We start from the raw sequence: 17,198 nt of genomic DNA, 5'->3' as shown, positions 1-17,198 counted from the left end.
AAACCAAAGGTGAATCAATCGTTCGAACGTCAAACTATCAGCCAATTCGATCGGCTGAGTCAATCAATCGCTATTATCCTCGCGTGCCGCGATCTTTTCCACGCGAACGGCGTTTTCCTGGGTGAGCGCAGCGCCCGTCAACGGGTCCCAACGCAACGGCGTATGGTCGAGCGGACCCACGCCCAAGGCTTGAGCGCCACCGGCATCGGCGCCAAACGAACGCCCGCCGGGAGCGGCCGAGGTGAAGATGCACGCCGGATGCAGATACGGCGTCGTCTCCACGCGCACGCGATCGCGGCCCATATCGCTCACGAGTTCGACGACCTCGCCGTCGGCGATGCCCATGTGCGCAGCAGCATCGGCATTCATCTGCACGGCATCCAGGTCCGATCCAGCCTCGGCGGCACCGGCCGCCGCAAGCCTTCGCGAGGTATGCGACTCAAAGGGACGGTTGCCGCTAATGAGGCGAAACATCCCCGGGCCGGGCTCCACCATGGGAGCAATCCAGTTGGGTACACGGCCCAGGCCGGCTCGTTCCCATACGTCGCTTGCCAGCGCAATTTTACCGCTATCCAAGGGAATCGCCGGCTCGCCCGTACGCGACGGCAACGTAACACCCGTGTCGGCCCAGCCGCGCTCCTTGAGCTCGTCCAGATTGATCCCAAAAGGCGCCACCTGGGCAGCCGCCAGATCGTCAGACGTAAACTGGAAGTACTCGCCCACGCCACACGCCTGCGCCAGACCGGCAAAAATCTCCCGACCGGAACGCGTGTCGTCATGTAACACGGGCAGCACGGCGTTGCGGTAGAACACGCGCGAATCATTGGCGCCCACGACTGTGCCCACACCGCGGTCGGCCTCCAGATACGTCACGTCGGGCAGCACGAAGTCAGAAGCGCGCGCTGTCTCGGACCAGCGAATATCAATCGTCACGAGCAGGTCAAGCTGCTGCAAAATACCCAACCAAGCCTGCGCATTGCCATAGCCCGCACCGGGGTTACTGGCATAGACGATGAGTCCACGCAAATCGCCAGCAAGAATCGACTGACCGATGGTCGTGCACAGGCCGCGCACCGGATCGACCAGTGGATAGCGCTCGGACCCCAACTTGGGCTCACGTGGCATCGACGGCGTCGCGAAACGCGCAGGGTCCAAATCGCCCAAAGCAAGCGGCGTGGGCGGGTTGAGGGCACCGCCCGCGTGTCCGATGCAGCCCAGCAGCACATCGACCAGACAAATCGCGCGCGCGGTCTGGGTGCTATTGGCATACGCGATACCGATGCCGCCATGAAAGCCGGCGTCCACCACGGCAGCAGGCGCGGCGGCAGCTAGATCACGCGCCGTGGCGGCGATCTCTGCGGCCGGCACGTCGCACATCGACTCGGTCCACTCGGGCGTCCAAGCACGGGACGCCTGCGCCAGCTCGTCAAAGCCCGTGGTATAGCGGGTCACGAACTCGTGGTCGTACAAGTCCTCGGCAATGAGCACATGCGCAATGCCCAGCAGCAAGGCCAGGTCGCAGCCCGGGCGCACGCGCAGCCAGCGGTCGGCAAGCGCAGCCGAGCCGCTGCGCCGGGGGTCGACCACGATAATCTTCGCCCCACGGCGACGGGCATCGTTGAGCGCGTCAACGGCCCCCATCGTCGACGAATCGACAATGGAACGCCCAAGGTACATGATGCAATTGGTGTGCGCTAGGTCGGAGGCGGGACTATAGCCCAGGCTGTGCTCCCAACCGGTAAGTCGGCTTACCTCGCAGGCGCCATCGGCACCGTACACGTTGGGCGAGCCCAGCGCATGCATAAAGCGATACGCCCAGTAGCGGTCGAACGAGGGCACGCCGAGCGTCATGCCCAGCGCACGGGGCCCGCATTCGTCAACAATCCCCAAAAGACGCTCGGCAATCTGGGCAAACGCCTCGTCCCAGGTAATCGCATCGAACCCCGAGCCATCAGTTCGTCGGCGCATGGGATGCACAATGCGATCGCGCTCGTCAAACGGCATTGCCAGGCGATGCCGACCGCGGGCGCAGAGGGCACGCGCCGCGCACGGATGCCCCGGCACCGGTAACTCGGCCACCACGCGACCATCCTCAACATGAGCCGCAAAGGCGCAATCGGCATAGCATCCCCCGCATGTGGTCACCACGGCACGACCGTCACGCTCCACAGCAGATGCCATCTCGATTACCCCTTTCACAAGCCAAACACAACAGGCCAACAGCCCGGCAACGAGCCCCAGACCCAAAAAGCCTCCCGCACGGCAACGCCCCGCGGGAGGCCCAACGTCAAACAGACGGTACCTTACGCCTCGGACTTCTTGGCGTAGATAAACCAGTAGCCGAGCGCGACCAGAACCGCGCCGCCCACGATGTTGCCCAGCGTGGCGGCGGATAGATTAAACGCAATACCCGCGACGTTGAGCGCATCGGCCCCGGCAACCTTGGCACCATAGCCGCACGCGTGCATCACGGCACCCATGGGCAAAAAGTACATGTTGGCAACGCAGTGCTCAAAACCGCAGGCCACAAAGGCGGCGATGGGCAGCAAAATGCCCACAACCTTATCGACCACGGTCTTGCCCGCAGTGCCAATCCACACGGCCAGGCACACAAAGATGTTGCACAGGATGCCGCGGAAGAAGATCGTCACCCAGTCGACCGTCACCTTACCGGCGGCGACGTTCACCATGGAGTTGGCGACCGCCTCGCCGTTGAGCTTATAGATGCCGGCCATGTACACCAAAAAGACGATGAACAAGGCACCGACAAAATTGCCGACCCACACGACGACCCAAGCCTTGAGCATCTGAGCCAGGGTGATCTTTTTGCTCTTGAGCGCGCAGACCATAAGCGAATTGCCGGTAAACAGCTCGGCGCCGCACACCAGCACCAGCACCAGGCCCAGGCAAAAGCACAGGCCGCCCACGACGCGCTGGGCGCCCCAGCCCAGCGTGCTATCGCTCAAGAACACGGTAAAGAACAGGCCACCGAAGGCAATAAACGCACCGGCGAACATTGCCAACAGAAAGGCCTTTGCGACCGGCAGGTTGGCCTTGGTCACGCCGGCGACCTCGGTCTTGGCCTCGATCGCGGCGGGTGCCAGGCAATCAGGAGCGGGGTACTCCACCTTGGAATCTGCCATGTCAATCACTTCTTTCCTAATCAGCAGGGACAAGCGCTCCTATTGCTCTTGCCCCAAGCGGACAAAGTGGGAAAAGTCGTTGGCGGCCACGGCGTCGTACACGGCGTCGACGGCGTCAAAGACCTCCGGGGACATAGGGTTGTAAAACTCCGTATCGCCCGGCTGAATCCCTATGAAGACGATATCTTCGCACGATTGCTCGATTTCCTCGATCAGAATCGACAAAGGGAGCGAATGCGTGGTGAACATCGACTTGCGGGCCACGTCACGTTTGTCGAGCAAGCGGATGGCGCCGACGGGCAGCGCCATGTCGGCGGCATCGACCAAAACCAAACGCGGCGGACGCTCACGCTTAACCTCGATGATGTCGTCCTCGGGCGTTTGCCCGCCGTCGATGGTGTACCAACCGGCGATGGGCGCGTCCTCCATCTTTTTGGAGAGCACGGGGCCGGCGGCATCGTCGGCACGCAGCACGCTTCCCGCCGTGAGCACGATACCCGCAAACGGGGCGCCGTTCACACGTCCATCCACAACGCGACCCATTACTGCAACCTTCCCGTCAGATACACGCCCGAAACATCGCGCACGCGCTCCACCAAATCGCGGAACTTCATTAAGAACGCGACCTGCTGGGCATGCAGGCCAAAGTCATCGTCGAACACCGAGATGCCGGCCTTGGCCGACCCGCGAAAACCGCGCTCGTCGAGCAGCGCATCGCAGGCCTCGAGCAGCGACGGCACCGCCGCCTTGTCGAGCTGGCACTCGCCAAAGGAGCGGATGGCCTCAAACTTAGTCCGGGCCTCCCCCTCCGGCAGCGCGTCGACAAGCGAATAAAACACATCCACCGGCACCGACAGGCGCGGCTCAAAGCAGTCGAGCACGCCGGTGTGGTGGCCTACGGCGAGCGTGTAGTACAGCACGTCGCAGGCCTCCTGGGGAACGTCTTCCTCGGTCTCCACAAACTTACGCGTGAGCTCATAGAAGACCACCTGGTCGGGCGCGTGGCCCAGGCAGGGGTCGGCGACGCCCTCGGCGGCCTCGTCGCTTGCGCGCGAGGCATCGCCAAAAGAGCCGCCGAGCATGCCGGGACCCGCAAAGTAACCAGAGCGGTCCGTGAGCTCCATCTAACGACCTCCGGCCAGCACCAGATCCTGCAGCGCCGAGTAGACCTCAACGCGGCGCGGATCGTCCTGCTTGTCGATGAGCAGCGCCATGGCACCTCGGATATCACCCTTGGGCGCGCCCTCGAGCGTATCCATAAACTCGTTGGCCAGGTCGCGGCCGTAACGGTAGCCGCTCATGGCGCGAGCCTCGCGCTCGATGGCAACGCGCAGCTTGTACGGCACGCCGGGGTGCAGGATATCGGCCTGCTCGCCGGCGGCCTCCACCGTGGTCTCGGCATGGAGCTTTTGGTCCAGCAGACCGAGCGCCATGGCAAAGCCGTAGACGGTCTGCGCGGGGCTAGGCGGGCAGCCGGGGATGTAGACATCGACCGGCAAAATCTTATCCGTGCCGCCCCAGACGCAGTAGTTGTCGTAGAAGATGCCGCCGGTGCAGCCGCACGCGCCATAGGACACCACGATCTTGGGATCGGGTGCGGCCTCAAAGGCGCGCAGGGCCGGCATGCGCATGGCACGCGTCACGGCACCGGTGTACAGCAGCACATCGGCGTGACGGGGCGAAGGCACGACCTTGATGCCAAAGCGCTCGACGTCGAAGACGGGCGTGATGGAACCGAAGATCTCGATCTCGCAGCCGTTGCAGCCGCCGCAGTCAACACGGTAGACGTACACCGAGCGCTTGATCTTCTTAAGAAGGGTCGCCTTGGCCTTCTCGATGCTCTCGTCGAGCTCGATCTTGGTCGGGCGGTACTGAAGCCGCTCGGGCAAAAGCGTGGGTTCGGCCATGGTTACTCCTCCTTCGTATCAAAATCCATGATGATGCCCTCGACCGGCGCCGGTCCGGCGGGAATCTCGGGCGCATCGGGGTTGAGCTCGCGGTCGATATACTCCGGGTTCACGCCGTGGCCGCCCAGATACTCCATGCCGGGGCCCTGGGGCTCGCCGGACGCAAGCGTCTCGTTGGCAGCCATGCCGGCAGCGTTGCCGGTCTTTACGGCCGAAGCGGCGCGCAGGGCGTCGAGCTCGCGCTTGCACTCCTGGCACATACCGACGGTACGGGCGGCCTGCTCGGCCTCCATGCCGCCGGCCTTTTGCAGCAGGCGCTTGGCGTAGTCGATCTCCTTGTGCGGGGCAAACGGCTTGCCGCAACGCGAGCAGTGCTCGAGCGTGTAGACGCTCTTGCTGGTGAGGTCGTCCTTGCTCATGACGGCCAGCTCAAACTCCTCGGTGAGCTTGATGGCCTCCATGGGGCAGGCTTCCTCACAGCGGCCGCAAAAGATGCAGCGGCCGTAGTCGATCGACCAGGTGATGGTATCGGCCGAAAGGTCGGTGTCCATGCGAATGGCATCGGCCGGGCACGCCACGCCGCAGGCACCGCAGGCGATGCAGAGCTCGGCATTGTGCTCGGGCTTGCCGCGCATGTCCTTGTTGGTGGGGAACGGCGCAAACGGGTACTTGACCGTCGCGTCGCCGGCCTTGGCGTTAACCTTCCAAAGCTTCAGCATATTAGAGCGCCTCCTCATCGAGCGGAGCGGCCATGGTGCCCTCGCCCGCGAGCGGCGACTTGTCGCGCCAGACGTTCTCGAACTGCTCCTTGTCGAGCACGTGGTCGCGCTTGGCGGCGACATCGGTCACCGTCACGCGGTCGGTGCAGGAATAGCACGGGTCGAGCGAGCCAACGATCAGCGCCGCATCGCCCACGGTGTTGCCGCGGAACATGTAGCGCAGGACCGGCCAGTTACTGTACGTGGCGGCCTTGGCGCGCCAGCGGTAGCACTTCTGGTTATTGCCGAGCATGGCCCAGTGCACGTCCTCGCCGCGCGGCGCCTCGGTGGCGCCGATGGCGTACTTGTGCGGGGTGTACTCCCAATCCGTGGTGAGGATGGGGCCCGACGGGCAGTTCTCGAGCATAGTCTCGATCATGTCGATCGAATCATAGACCTCCTGGATGCGGACGGCGGTGCGGCCGAAGGCATCGCAGGTGTCGGCCGTAGCGGCGTGCATCTTTTGGACGTCCGGATCGGCGTAGCCGTCGAAGGGATGGTCAAAGCGCACGTCGCGGGCATAGCCCGAGCCACGCATGAGCGGGCCGACCGGCGAGAAGTCGCGTGCGATCTTGCGGTCCAAGATGCCGATGCCACTCGTACGCTCAATAAAGTTGGGCGTGGAGAGCAAGACGTCGACGAGCTCCTGAACCTCGGAGCGCAGCTGGTGGATAGTCGTGAGCGTGGAGAGCTTCTGCTCGGCCAAAATGTCGCGACGCACGCCGCCGATCACGTTGAGGCCGTAGGTCTTGCGGTGACCGGAGAGCTTCTCGGCCAGGTCCATGGACTTCTCGCGGACGCGGAAGAACTGCTGGAAGCCGGAGTCGAAGCCGGTGTAGTGCGATGCGAGGCCAATATTGAGCAGGTGTGAGTGCAGACGCTCGACCTCGAGCATGATGGCGCGGATGTACTGGGCGCGCGGCGGGACATGAATGCCCTGGGCGCGCTCGACGGCCTCGGCATAGGCCACCGAGTGGGCGCAGCCGCAGATGCCGCAGATGCGGTCGGCGAGGAACGTCACGGCGTCATAGTTCAGGCGCGTCTCGGCGACCTTCTCCATGCCGCGGTGCACGTAGAACAGACGGTAGTCGGCATCGACGATCGTCTCGCCCTCAACGAACAGGCGGAAGTGGCCGGGCTCGTCGGAGGTGATGTGCAACGGTCCCATGGGGACGAGCGTGGTCTCCTTGCCCTTGGTGTCGGCCAAGAATTCGTAGTTTTCCATGTCGCTCGCGGGGGCGGGGCGGAAACGGTAATCCATCGAATCCTTGCGCAACGGGTACAGCCCGCTGGGCCAATCGTCGGGAAGCACCAGGCGACGGCGGTCGGGCAGACCCTCGGGAATCAGGCCGAACATATCGCGCAGCTCGCGCTCGCCCCACACGCAGGCGGGGACGAACGGCGTCACGGACGGGAACGTCATCTTGGCGGGGTCGACCTCGGCACGCACGGTAACCCAGCCGGGGTCCTCCCCCTCCATGGAGATGACGTAGTACACGGCGTAACGGCCGCACAGGGAGCGCTCGTCGTTGCCGACAATCACGGGAATCCAGCCGTAGCGCTCGTAGTACAGGTAGTGGACGGCCTCGGGCAGCTTGTCCAGCTTGACGGTGATCGTCAGCTGGTCCTCGCACTGCCACTCAACCTTCTCGATAGCGCCCGGCACTGCGGCGCGCAGGGCCTCGACGTGGCTTTCGCAACGACGAGCGTAGTCCTTCTTTTCAGGTTCTGCCATGGTGCTAATTCACCTCGCTTGTCTTGGTCTGGGAACTGAACACCATGCGGTAGAGAGGAGCCTCGTGGAGCTCTTCGACGCTCTGGTTCAAAACGACGGACGTTGCATCCTCGACGCCGTTCGTGATGGCGACCGGGGTGGCGATACCGAACCACATGACCACGATCGCGAGGGCGATCTCGGGGATGATCATGAGGGCGGGCACCTCGTGGCGCTTCATGCCCTCGGGCGCCTTGCCGAAGATGGACTTGAGCGCGATGCCGGTAAGGGCAAAGTACACGCCGGTGAGGCCAATGGCCACGAGCACGACCACCCAGATGGGACCGGACTGGACGCCGGCCACGAAGGTGAGGAACTCGGAGATGAACAGGGCGAACGGCGGGAAGGCGGCGAGCGCGAGCAGGGCGATGATGGTGAGCGCTGCCGTGACGGGAGCGATCTCGACGACGCCCTTGATCTTGTTCAGGTCGCGGGTGTGGTAGATGTGCTGGATGTTACCGGCCATGCAGAAGGCGAGCGCCTTCGTGAAACCGTGGAAGATGCAGTGCAGCAGGCAGGCGGCGATACCGAGCGGACCACCGATACCCAGGCACAGCGCGACCACGCCGACGTTGTCGACGGAGGAGTACGCGAAGCGGCGCTTGATATCGTCCTGCTTAAAGATGCACAGGGCGGCCACCAGGATGGACAGCGTGCCCAGGATGAGCAGGAGCGTACGCGGATAGGTGTCGCCCACCGTGATGATGGACAGGGAGTAGAAGCGGATGATCACCAGCATGGCGCACTTGAGCAGCACGCCCGAGAGCAGCGCGGAGACCGGGCTCGGAGCCTGGGAGTGCGCGTCGGGCAGCCAAGTGTGCATGGGGAACAGGCCCGCCTTGGTGCCGAAGCCGATGACGATGAACGCGAACGCGAGGCGCACGAGCATCGGGTCGAACTGGTCGGCGTAGGGCATGATGGAGGTGAGGAAGGCTGCCTCATGCGCGTTGGGCATGATATCGGCGGCGTTCGCGTAGATGAGCAGCGTGCCGAACAGGCCGAAGGCCACGCCGGCGGTGCAGACCATCGCGTACTTCCAAGACGCCTCGAGCGCCTGCTTGTTCTTGTAGATGCCCACGAGGAACACGGTCGACAACGTGGTGGCCTCGACCGCCGCCCAGGTGAGGATGATGTTGTTGGACAGGCAGGCGAGCAGCATCGTGAAAACGAACAGGCTAAACAGCGCGTAGTACTGCTTGGTGCGCTCGGCCGGCATGGTCTTCTCCTCGATATCGATCTTGATATAGGAGATGGAGTACACGCCGGTGATGAACCCGATGATGCCTACCAGAAGGACGAAGATCGACGAGAGCGAATCGAGATGGAGCCACAGGCCCAAAGCGTCGATATTCTGCCCGCTCGAGAGCATGGTTCCCGCGGTGACGACCGAAAGGACGAGGGTCGCCGCGACGGAGATGGTGTTGAGCCCCGCAAAGACGCTGTAGGACGTCGTCTTGGGGAGCGCAGCCATAATCAGGGAGAACACGAGGGGACAAGCGAGCAGGGCGACCGTCAGCATTGAAACATCCATGGCCTACCCCTTCAATTCGGTCAGGTCGTGGGAGTCGAGCGACTTGGTGTCGTTCCAGATCCTCACGACGACGGCGGACATGATGATGACGGCGAAAATGGCGTCGGTGGCGATGCCGATCTCGATGATCTCGGGGGCCGTGGGCGCGAGCAGGGCGAGCGTCACGTGGCTACCGTTCTCCATAAGGCAGTACCCGAAGATTTGCTTGAGGATGTTGCGCTGGGAGATGATGCACGTGAGGCCGACGAAGAAGTGCGCGAAGCTGATGGCGAGGGCCGGAGTAGCCACCTCAGCGGTGGGCAGGCTCAGGCGCGTGACCACCGCGAAGCAGATGGCCACCTCCAGACCGGTGAGGATGATGGTCCAGGCCGGCTTGATGGAGGAGGTCAGCGTGCTATCGGCAGGCGAACCCATCTTTTTGTAGGCACGGTTGAGAATGAACGGAACGAGGATTACCTTGGTGACGAAGGCCGACGCGGCCCACATGAGAAGCTCGGTGGCACCGGTGGTGAGGCCCAGGGTGAGCAGCACGCCCACCAGGACAACCGACTGGATCGCGTACCACTTAATGGCGGACGGGATGGTCTTCGAGACGACCACCATGGTGGAGGTCACGATCAGAAGACCGCCCAGGATATTGACTAACGAATAACCCATGTCCTACCTCCTAACCCATCCAACTAGAGGACAGAGGGCCGGCGACGACGACCATGATCATGAGGACGACGAACACGAACGCCATGGCGCGCGGAAGGGGCTGGCCGGCGGCCACGGTCTCGCTCGGCTCACCGGGCAGGACCTTACCCATCCAACGCAGGAACCATGCGAAGGTGGCGACGGTCTCGACGACCATGACGCACACGAGGACGAAGATGACCGTGTTGGAAGCACCAACCGCGAAGCCACCGGAAATAATCTGGAACTTGGAGAAGAACGTGCTCATGGGGGGCACGCCGGCGATAGCGGTCGCGGCGACCGCGAAGCCCACGCCCGTGACCGGGTACTTCTTCATGAGGCCCTGGATCTTGGGCAACATACGGGTTCCCAGCGTGAAGCTGAGGGAGCCGGCGATGAGGAAGAACAGGGTCTTGGTGAACGCGTGGTTGAAGATGTGCTCGACGGCGCCGTTGAACGCCATCTGGCTTCCGAACACGGAGAGGCCCAGGCCGAAGAACACGTAGGCGAGCTGCGCGATCGTCGAGAAGGCGAGCAGGCGCTTCATATCCTTCTGGGGCAGGTACATGAGGAAGCCGAAGAGCATGGTCACGACGGCGTCGATGATGGCGACCCAACCGACGATCTCGGGGATATCGCCGGCACTCGCAAGAGCGCGGGCGAACACGCACACGCCGACCTTCACCATGGACGCGCCATGGAGGTAGGCGGAAACGGGCGTGGGGGCCTCCATTGCGGAGGGCAGCCACATGTAGAGCGGGAACTGGGCGGACTTGGCCCAAGCGGCGAACAGGATGAGCAGCAGCACGACGGTCTTCATACCGGAATCGAGCTGGGAGATCGCGCTCAGCGCGAACGTGCCGGTTCCGGCGAACAGGAAGGCCGCGCCGATGTAGAGTCCCAGAGCGCCGATATGGGTGATGATGAGCGCCTTCATACCGGCCTTCTTGGCCGTGGGCGTCATGTAGTAGCTGATGAGGCCCCAGGAGCACACGCCGGTGATCTCGAAGAAAACGAGCTGGCCGACGATGGTGGAGCTGTAGGCGAGACCGGCCATGGCGCCGATGAACGTGGAGAAGTACACGTAGAAGCGGCGACGGGGCGCGTCGGGATGCTCCTTGTTCTTATCGCTCATGTACGGGAACGAATAGATGACGACGAGCAGGCCGATAGCGACGAACGCGGGTGCGAGCAGCGTGCTCATCCGGTCGAATATGAAGCCCATGACCAAGGTCTGGCCCATACTCGCCCAGGTTACATCGACCGCGTTCATGCCGTTTCCGGCAAACGTCGCGGCCAAGCCAACGGAAGCGACCGTGGCGATGCCGCCGGCAAAGGCGCAGATCCATTTAGCGTAGGGACGCGGCAGCATGACGATGAGCAGGGAGCCCAGCATGGGGACGGCGATCGCCACCATGGCAAAGAGGGACAAGCTCGATTCGATTGACATAGTTTCTCCCTTCTCCCTACACGCCTACGACGACGAAGACGAACGCGAGGACCGCGATGCCGACGACGGCCCAGGTCTGGTTACCGAGCACCTTGAAGCGCGAACGGGAAACGGAGTTCTCGAGCACGCCGCAGACAACGAAATCGACCAGGCACTTGACAAGGAAGACGACGGCGCCCACGAGAGCGGTGACGCCGATGGTCGCGGGCTCTCCCCAGGGGATGAAGATGGAGGTGAACCAAGCGACGACCACGACCTGCTTCATGCCCATGGCGAGCTTCATCATGGCCAGGGACGGGCCGGAGAGCTCGGCGAGCGGGCCCTCCTGGAGCTCCTGCTCGGCTTCGGCCTGATCGAACGGAAGCTTGCCGAGCTCCATATAGCAGGCGGCCGCGAAGGCGACGCCGGCGAGGATGACGGCGACGACGCTCGAGACGTTGCCCGTAACGATGTGCTGACCCATGGTCGCAATGTCCGTGGAGCCGCACACGATGGCGACGGTAAACAGCGCGATGAGCATGGACGGCTCGATGAGCACGCTCATGAGGAGCTCGCGGATACCGCCGAAGCCCGCGTAGGCGTTGGAGGAATCCACGCCGGACAGCGCGAAGAAGAAGCGGGACAGCGCGAGCGCGTACATGATGGTGATGGCGTCACCAAAGACGGGCATGGGGCTCTCGAGCGTGAACATGGGCAGGCCCATGGCGAGCATGAACGACACCGCGAGGAACAGCGGCGGCATGATGCGCAGCACGAAGCTCGAGTCGGAACTCACGGACTCGGGACGCGCCATGAGCTTCGCGAGGTCCCGGTAATCCTGAAGGATGGACGGACCGCGGCGATTGTGCATCTTCGCGCGAATCACACGGGCGAGGCCGGAGAAGAAGGGCGCGACCAGCATGACCACGAGGCCCTGCGCTATCGCAAGAACGATGTTCATAATATCCTCTCCCCTCTCTAGACCATGACCACGGCGAGCACGAGGAAGACCACGAGCGACGCGACGATGTAGCAGATGTATACGGAGTAGTTGCCGCCCTCGATCTTGGAGGCGAGGCCGGCCAGCTTATCGGCACCCTCGCTCGGTGCATCGACCAGGAAGCGGTCGGGCAGGGGCTCAACGCCCTGGGCGACACCGGTGAGCTTCTGGAACACGTGCGCGATGGACCAGCAGATCTTGGTGCATACCTCGCGCAGGGTGTAGAGCGGGCCCATGAAGAGCTCTACGTCTGACGCGAAGCTCGTGGCGACGACGGGCATGTGCTCGTTGGGCTCGTAGCCGCACGCCCAAGGGTCGGTCTTCTTAGCGGGGGCCTTGGTGCCGAGGCAGGACCTCAGCACGAACGCGAGGCCGGTGAGGACCACGAGCGCGATGGCGATCGCGGGGGTGGAGGTGGCGGCACCGGAAATCTCGTTCACCAGAGACACGCCCGAGGTGGCTGTGACGGCAGAGCCGGCAAGCACGCTCTGGGCGACGTCGCCCAGAACCGGGGCGATGACGGGAGAGCCGATTCCCAGCACCACGCAGATGGCCGCGAGGAGCATCTGCGAGAACAACATCGGAGCCGGGGACTCCTTGGCGTTCGCGGCCTCCTGGGAACGAGGGCTGCTCGCGAACGAGACGCCGTAGGCCTTCACGAAGCACGTGACGGCCAGGGCACCGGTGATGGCGAGGGCGGCCGCGGAGGCGACGGCGAACACCATGACGACCGGGTCGGAGAGCGTCGAGATGTTGAACAGGGACTGGTAGGTGAACCACTCGGAAACGAAGCCGTTGAGCGGCGGGATAGCCGAGATGGCAAGGGCACCGATGAGGAAGCAGACGGCCGTGACCGGCATACGGCGGAACAGGCCGCCCATCTTCTCCATGTTGCGCGTACCCGTGGCATAGAGCAGGGAGCCCGCGCCGAGGAACAGCTCGCCCTTGAACATGGCGTGGTTGAGCGTGTGGTAGAGGGCGGCCATGAGCGCGATCGTCGCGATGACGTCGTTGCCCAGGGCGTGCGCCGTCATGGACGCGCCGACACCGAGCAAGATGATGCCGATGTTCTCGACGGAGTGGTAGGCCAGCAGGCGCTTAATGTCGTGCTCGTGGAGGGCGTAGACGACGCCCAAGACCGACGAGATGGATCCGAAGACCAGGACCATGAGGCCCCACCAGAGCTGGACGCCCGAACCCGCGAGCAGGTCGAGACCGACCTTGAGGATTCCCAGGATGCCGATCTTGATCATGCCGCCGGACATGAGGGCGGACACGTTGGACGGCGCCTCGGGGTGCGCCTGGGGCAGCCAGGAGTGCAGCGGGATGATACCGGCCTTTGCGCCGAATCCGAAGAACGCGAGGACGAAGCACGCGGAGGAGACGGCGGGTCCAAAGTCATGCGTACGGAAATCACTGAAGCTGAAGGAACCGCCCACGCCGTTGGTCATGAGCAGGAAGCTCGCCATGATAAGGACAAAGCCCACGTGCGCGATGACGAAGTAGAGCCAACCGCCCCTAATGGAGTTCTTGTTCTCCTCGATAACGACAAGGAAGTAGCTCGTAAGGGACATGAGCTCAAAGGCGACCAGGAACCAGAACACGTTGTCGGCGGTGATGACTAGCATCATCGAGGCGACGAAGGTGTTCATGAAGAAACCGGCGCGCCCGACCTTGCCCGGGTACTCATCGAAGTAGGACAGACCGTAGATGAAGCCCGCAAAGGCGAGGATTGAGATGAGGACCACGATCAGGCCCGCAAGGCCGTTGAGCAAGAGCTCGAGACGGGCGAACGGGAAAAAGAAGACCGTGTTGAGGGACGAAACGTCGCCAAGCACGGCCTCGAGGCCCGCGATGAACGACAGCACGGCCGCGACGGCGCCGATCAGGCAGCCGGCGGTCTTGGCGGCGTTGTCGGCCTTAATCAGCAGAACCGAGGCGAGCGCACCGATGCACGAGACGGCAAGCGATGCGATAAACAGCGTCATGCTATCCATTGTTTACGCTCCCTTCTGCTTTCTCGGACAGGCCCTGGGCCACAGCGGTAACATCGACGGCCGGACCGTTTTCGATCGAGCGCAGGCGCTTGGCCTCGTCGAGCTCGCGATCGGCCGCGCCGCCCATGACGGTCAGCGCCTTGGTGGGGCACGCCGCCACACAATGCGGGCCGTCCGGATCGAAGGCACACAGGTCGCACTTGACAGCGCAGGTGTACTGGCCAGGAGCCCACGTAAGCAGGCTGCTCAGGGACTTAGGATACGAAGGCGTCGGGTCGCACATGCCTGCGACACCGGCGATAGACGTGCCATCGGGATGGATGGCTCCGAAGGGGCACGCAATGGCGCACAGCCTGCACCCGATGCACTCCTGCTCCTTGACGTGGATGCGATCGCCATCGTGCTCGATGGCATTCACCGGGCAGACCTCGGCGCAGGGGGCACCCTCGCAATGGTGGCAGGCAAGGGCGGCCGAAATACCGCCGGTCTTCACGAGCGCCAGGCGCGGCGTATCCTGAAGACCCTGCATCCGGTGGGCGTCGGCGCAGGCAGACTGGCATGTTCCGCAGCCGATGCACCTCTCCGGATTGATGTCGATGAAGCGGTTCATCCCCACTTCCTTTCAAAATAACGGGCCGGGCTCCCGAACGTACGGGACGCCCGGCCCAAAAAGCCAACGAGAACGGGACTACACGATTTGATTCACGTGCGTCTCGTCGTCGAACTTGGCGGCGCCAGGCTCAACGTCCTGGGGAGCGGCGGCGTCCACCAGAGCCTGCTTGAGCTCGGTGTACTGACGCTCGACCTCGCCCTCGGCCCAGACCTGGTCGGCGATAGCGTCGACCTGGCAGGCGGAGAACTTGTCCTCGGGCGTATGCGAGACCGGGTCGACCTTGTGAATGGTCAGCTCGTTGCACTTGCCGATCCACCACTGGTAGGTCATATAGACCGTGCCCTTATTGATGCGGTCGCTCACGTCGGCGCGGCTGTATACCTGGCCGCGGCGGCTGTGAATCGAGACGATGTCGCCGTTCTTGATGCCGCGCGCCTCGGCGTCCGCGGGATTCATGCGGACAAAGCCGGGCTCGTCGGCGAGCAGCGCCAGCGTCTTGCAGTTGCCGGTCATCGAGCGGCAGCTGTAGTGGCCGACCTCGCGGACGGTGCACAGGATGAGCGGGTACTCATCGTCGGGAAGCTCAGAGGGCGCCTCCCAGTCGTGCGCCATCAGGTTGGCGCGGCCGTCCTTGGTGGTGAACTTGCCACCAGCGAACATGTCGGGCGTGCCGTGGTCGTTCACATCGGTGCTCTTGACTGGCCACTGGGCGTAGCCGCCCTCGGGAGCCATCTTCTCGTAGGTCGCGCCCACAAAGTTGGGGCACAGGCTAATGCACTCGTTCCAGATCTGCTCGGTGTTGTCGTAGTGCATGGGGTAACCCATACGCGTAGACAGGTCCGCGAAGATCTCCCAGTCGTGACGGCACTCGCCCTTGGGCGGAACGGCCGCGTCAAAGTGCTGGAAGCTACGGTCGGATGCGGTAAAGACACCCTCGTGCTCGCCCCAAGAGGTGGCAGGCAGGATGACGTCGGCGAGCATGGTCGTCTGCGTCATAAAGATGTCCTGGCAAATGAACAGATCCAGCTCGGAGAGCGTCTTGCGCATACCGGCCGAATCGGGCTCGGTCTGCACCGGGTCCTCGCCGTAGTTGTAGAAGCAGTGCACCTTGCCCTCGTCGACCAGGTGGCCCAGGTCGGTGAGCTTGTAGCCCTCCTCGAGCGGGAGCTTTTCCTCGGGCACGCCCCAAGCCTTGGCAAACTTGGCACGCACTGCCGGGTCGGTGACCTTTTGGTAGCCAGGGTACAGGTTGGGCAGCATACCCATATCGCAGGAGCCCTGGACGTTATTCTGGCCACGCACGGGCGCGAGGCCGGAATTGGGTTTGCCGATCTGGCCGGCAACGCAGGCGATGGAGGCGATGGTGTGCACCGTCTTCAGGTTCTGCTTCTGCTGGCATACGCCCATACCCCAGCCAATGATGGCAGAGGGCTTCGCCGTGGCGTACATCTCGGCAGCTTGGTGGATCAACGCGGGCTCGACACCCGTGATGTCCTGTACGGATTCGGGAGTGTAGTTCTTGATGGTCTCCCACCACTCGTCAAAGCCGTTCGTGTGCTCGGCGACGAATTCCTTGTCGTAGAGGCCATCGTTGACCAAGCAGTTGGCAAAGGCATTGAGGAACGCAACGTTGCAACCGTTCTTGATCGGAAGGTAGAGATCGGCGATACGCGCGGTTTCGATATGGCGCGGATCGGCGACGATGATCTTGCAACCCTTTTCTTTGGCTCGCACGATACGCCTTGCGACGATGGGGTGCGAATCGGCAGGGTTATAGCCGAAGAGGAAAATGCAGCCCGCATCCTCCATACCGGGGATGGAGCATGACATGCAACCTGAACCAACCGTGTCCATCAGACCGAGGACAGTAGGGCCGTGTCAAGTACGGGCGCAGTTGTCTACGCTGTGGGTGCCGATGCACGCACGCGTAAACTTCTGCATGACGTAGTTCGCCTCATTGCCGCCGCCTCGCGAAGAGCCAGTGGTCATGACAGCGTTAGGACCATATTCGTCAATTATGGCCTGCATCTTAGATGCGGTGAAATCCAGTGCCTCATCCCAGCTTACGCGCTCAAGATCCGCGCCCTTGGTGCGGCGGATCATCGGGTGCAGTACGCGAGGAGTCAAGATCTTGGTGTCGTTGATGAAGTCGTAGCCGCTCATGCCCTTAAGGCACAGCTCGCTCTGGTTGGTGATGCCGTTGAGCGGTTCGGTACCCACGACCTGGCCGTTTTGGACCAAGAGGTTAAACTGGCAACCGGCGCCGCAGTACGGGCAAATCACTTTATGCTTCTCCATGACACCCTCCTTCCTTTCTCTGCTACCGAATACTCGGTACTTATTTGACAATCATTGGGCCTGTCGCCCGACG

The 17,198-nt window shown here is 63.1% G+C and carries 14 protein-coding genes and 1 pseudogene; all 15 read right to left on the bottom strand.

Annotated features, from left to right (window positions below):
* Window positions 1-63: 63 nt before the first annotated feature.
* On the bottom strand, window positions 64-2,181 hold the full coding sequence (locus PMX21_RS03695; RefSeq protein WP_271758090.1) for a molybdopterin-containing oxidoreductase family protein: 2,118 nt from the start codon (window positions 2,179-2,181) through the stop codon (window positions 64-66).
* A gap of 122 nt (window positions 2,182-2,303) precedes the next feature.
* Window positions 2,304-3,143 (bottom strand): formate/nitrite transporter family protein, encoded by an 840-nt coding sequence (locus PMX21_RS03690; protein WP_271758088.1) that lies wholly within the window; start codon window positions 3,141-3,143, stop codon window positions 2,304-2,306.
* A 39-nt stretch (window positions 3,144-3,182) separates the two neighbouring features.
* A complete protein-coding gene (gene hycI, locus PMX21_RS03685; protein ID WP_052044134.1) occupies window positions 3,183-3,686 on the bottom strand; it encodes a hydrogenase maturation peptidase HycI in 504 nt (167 codons plus the stop codon).
* On the bottom strand, window positions 3,686-4,267 hold the full coding sequence (locus PMX21_RS03680) for a formate hydrogenlyase maturation HycH family protein (protein ID WP_271758086.1): 582 nt from the start codon (window positions 4,265-4,267) through the stop codon (window positions 3,686-3,688). Before PMX21_RS03680 ends, hycI begins: the two co-directional genes overlap by 1 nt.
* On the bottom strand, window positions 4,268-5,050 hold the full coding sequence (locus tag PMX21_RS03675; protein WP_006234107.1) for an NADH-quinone oxidoreductase subunit B family protein: 783 nt from the start codon (window positions 5,048-5,050) through the stop codon (window positions 4,268-4,270).
* A gap of 2 nt (window positions 5,051-5,052) precedes the next feature.
* Entirely contained in the window at window positions 5,053-5,769 is a 717-nt protein-coding gene (locus PMX21_RS03670; RefSeq protein WP_271758084.1) for a formate hydrogenlyase complex iron-sulfur subunit, read from the bottom strand.
* A 1-nt stretch (window position 5,770) separates the two neighbouring features.
* Window positions 5,771-7,543, bottom strand: a complete 1,773-nt coding sequence (locus tag PMX21_RS03665) for a hydrogenase large subunit (RefSeq protein WP_271758083.1) — start codon at window positions 7,541-7,543, stop codon at window positions 5,771-5,773.
* A gap of 4 nt (window positions 7,544-7,547) precedes the next feature.
* On the bottom strand, window positions 7,548-9,113 hold the full coding sequence (locus PMX21_RS03660) for a hydrogenase 4 subunit F (protein ID WP_271758081.1): 1,566 nt from the start codon (window positions 9,111-9,113) through the stop codon (window positions 7,548-7,550).
* 3 nt (window positions 9,114-9,116) lie between these two features.
* Entirely contained in the window at window positions 9,117-9,770 is a 654-nt protein-coding gene (gene hyfE, locus PMX21_RS03655; RefSeq protein ID WP_035138044.1) for a hydrogenase 4 membrane subunit, read from the bottom strand.
* A 10-nt stretch (window positions 9,771-9,780) separates the two neighbouring features.
* The gene (locus PMX21_RS03650) at window positions 9,781-11,238 is read right to left on the bottom strand and encodes a hydrogenase 4 subunit D (RefSeq protein ID WP_055309579.1); all 1,458 of its coding nucleotides are present in this window, start codon (window positions 11,236-11,238) and stop codon (window positions 9,781-9,783) included.
* A 16-nt stretch (window positions 11,239-11,254) separates the two neighbouring features.
* A complete protein-coding gene (locus tag PMX21_RS03645; protein WP_055309580.1) occupies window positions 11,255-12,178 on the bottom strand; it encodes a respiratory chain complex I subunit 1 family protein in 924 nt (307 codons plus the stop codon).
* A 17-nt stretch (window positions 12,179-12,195) separates the two neighbouring features.
* Window positions 12,196-14,214 carry a hydrogenase 4 subunit B gene (hyfB, locus tag PMX21_RS03640; protein WP_271758079.1) on the bottom strand — a complete coding sequence of 673 codons (2,019 nt, stop codon included), beginning with the start codon at window positions 14,212-14,214 and terminating at the stop codon, window positions 12,196-12,198.
* A complete protein-coding gene (locus tag PMX21_RS03635; protein WP_117584077.1) occupies window positions 14,207-14,824 on the bottom strand; it encodes a 4Fe-4S dicluster domain-containing protein in 618 nt (205 codons plus the stop codon). Before PMX21_RS03635 ends, hyfB begins: the two co-directional genes overlap by 8 nt.
* A gap of 78 nt (window positions 14,825-14,902) precedes the next feature.
* Window positions 14,903-16,990: a formate dehydrogenase subunit alpha gene (fdhF, locus tag PMX21_RS03630; protein ID WP_465038255.1), complete on the bottom strand. Its 2,088-nt coding sequence runs from the start codon at window positions 16,988-16,990 to the stop codon at window positions 14,903-14,905.
* Window positions 16,976-17,125, bottom strand: a pseudogene (locus PMX21_RS10110) (hypothetical protein); the annotation flags it as partial. The gene fdhF and the pseudogene PMX21_RS10110, both read right to left, overlap by 15 nt.
* Window positions 17,126-17,198 lie beyond the last annotated feature (73 nt).

This window comes from Collinsella aerofaciens, from assembly GCF_028209885.1.
Lineage (GTDB): Bacteria > Actinomycetota > Coriobacteriia > Coriobacteriales > Coriobacteriaceae > Collinsella > Collinsella aerofaciens_BA.
This window is presented reverse-complemented; position numbering and strand designations above follow the sequence as displayed.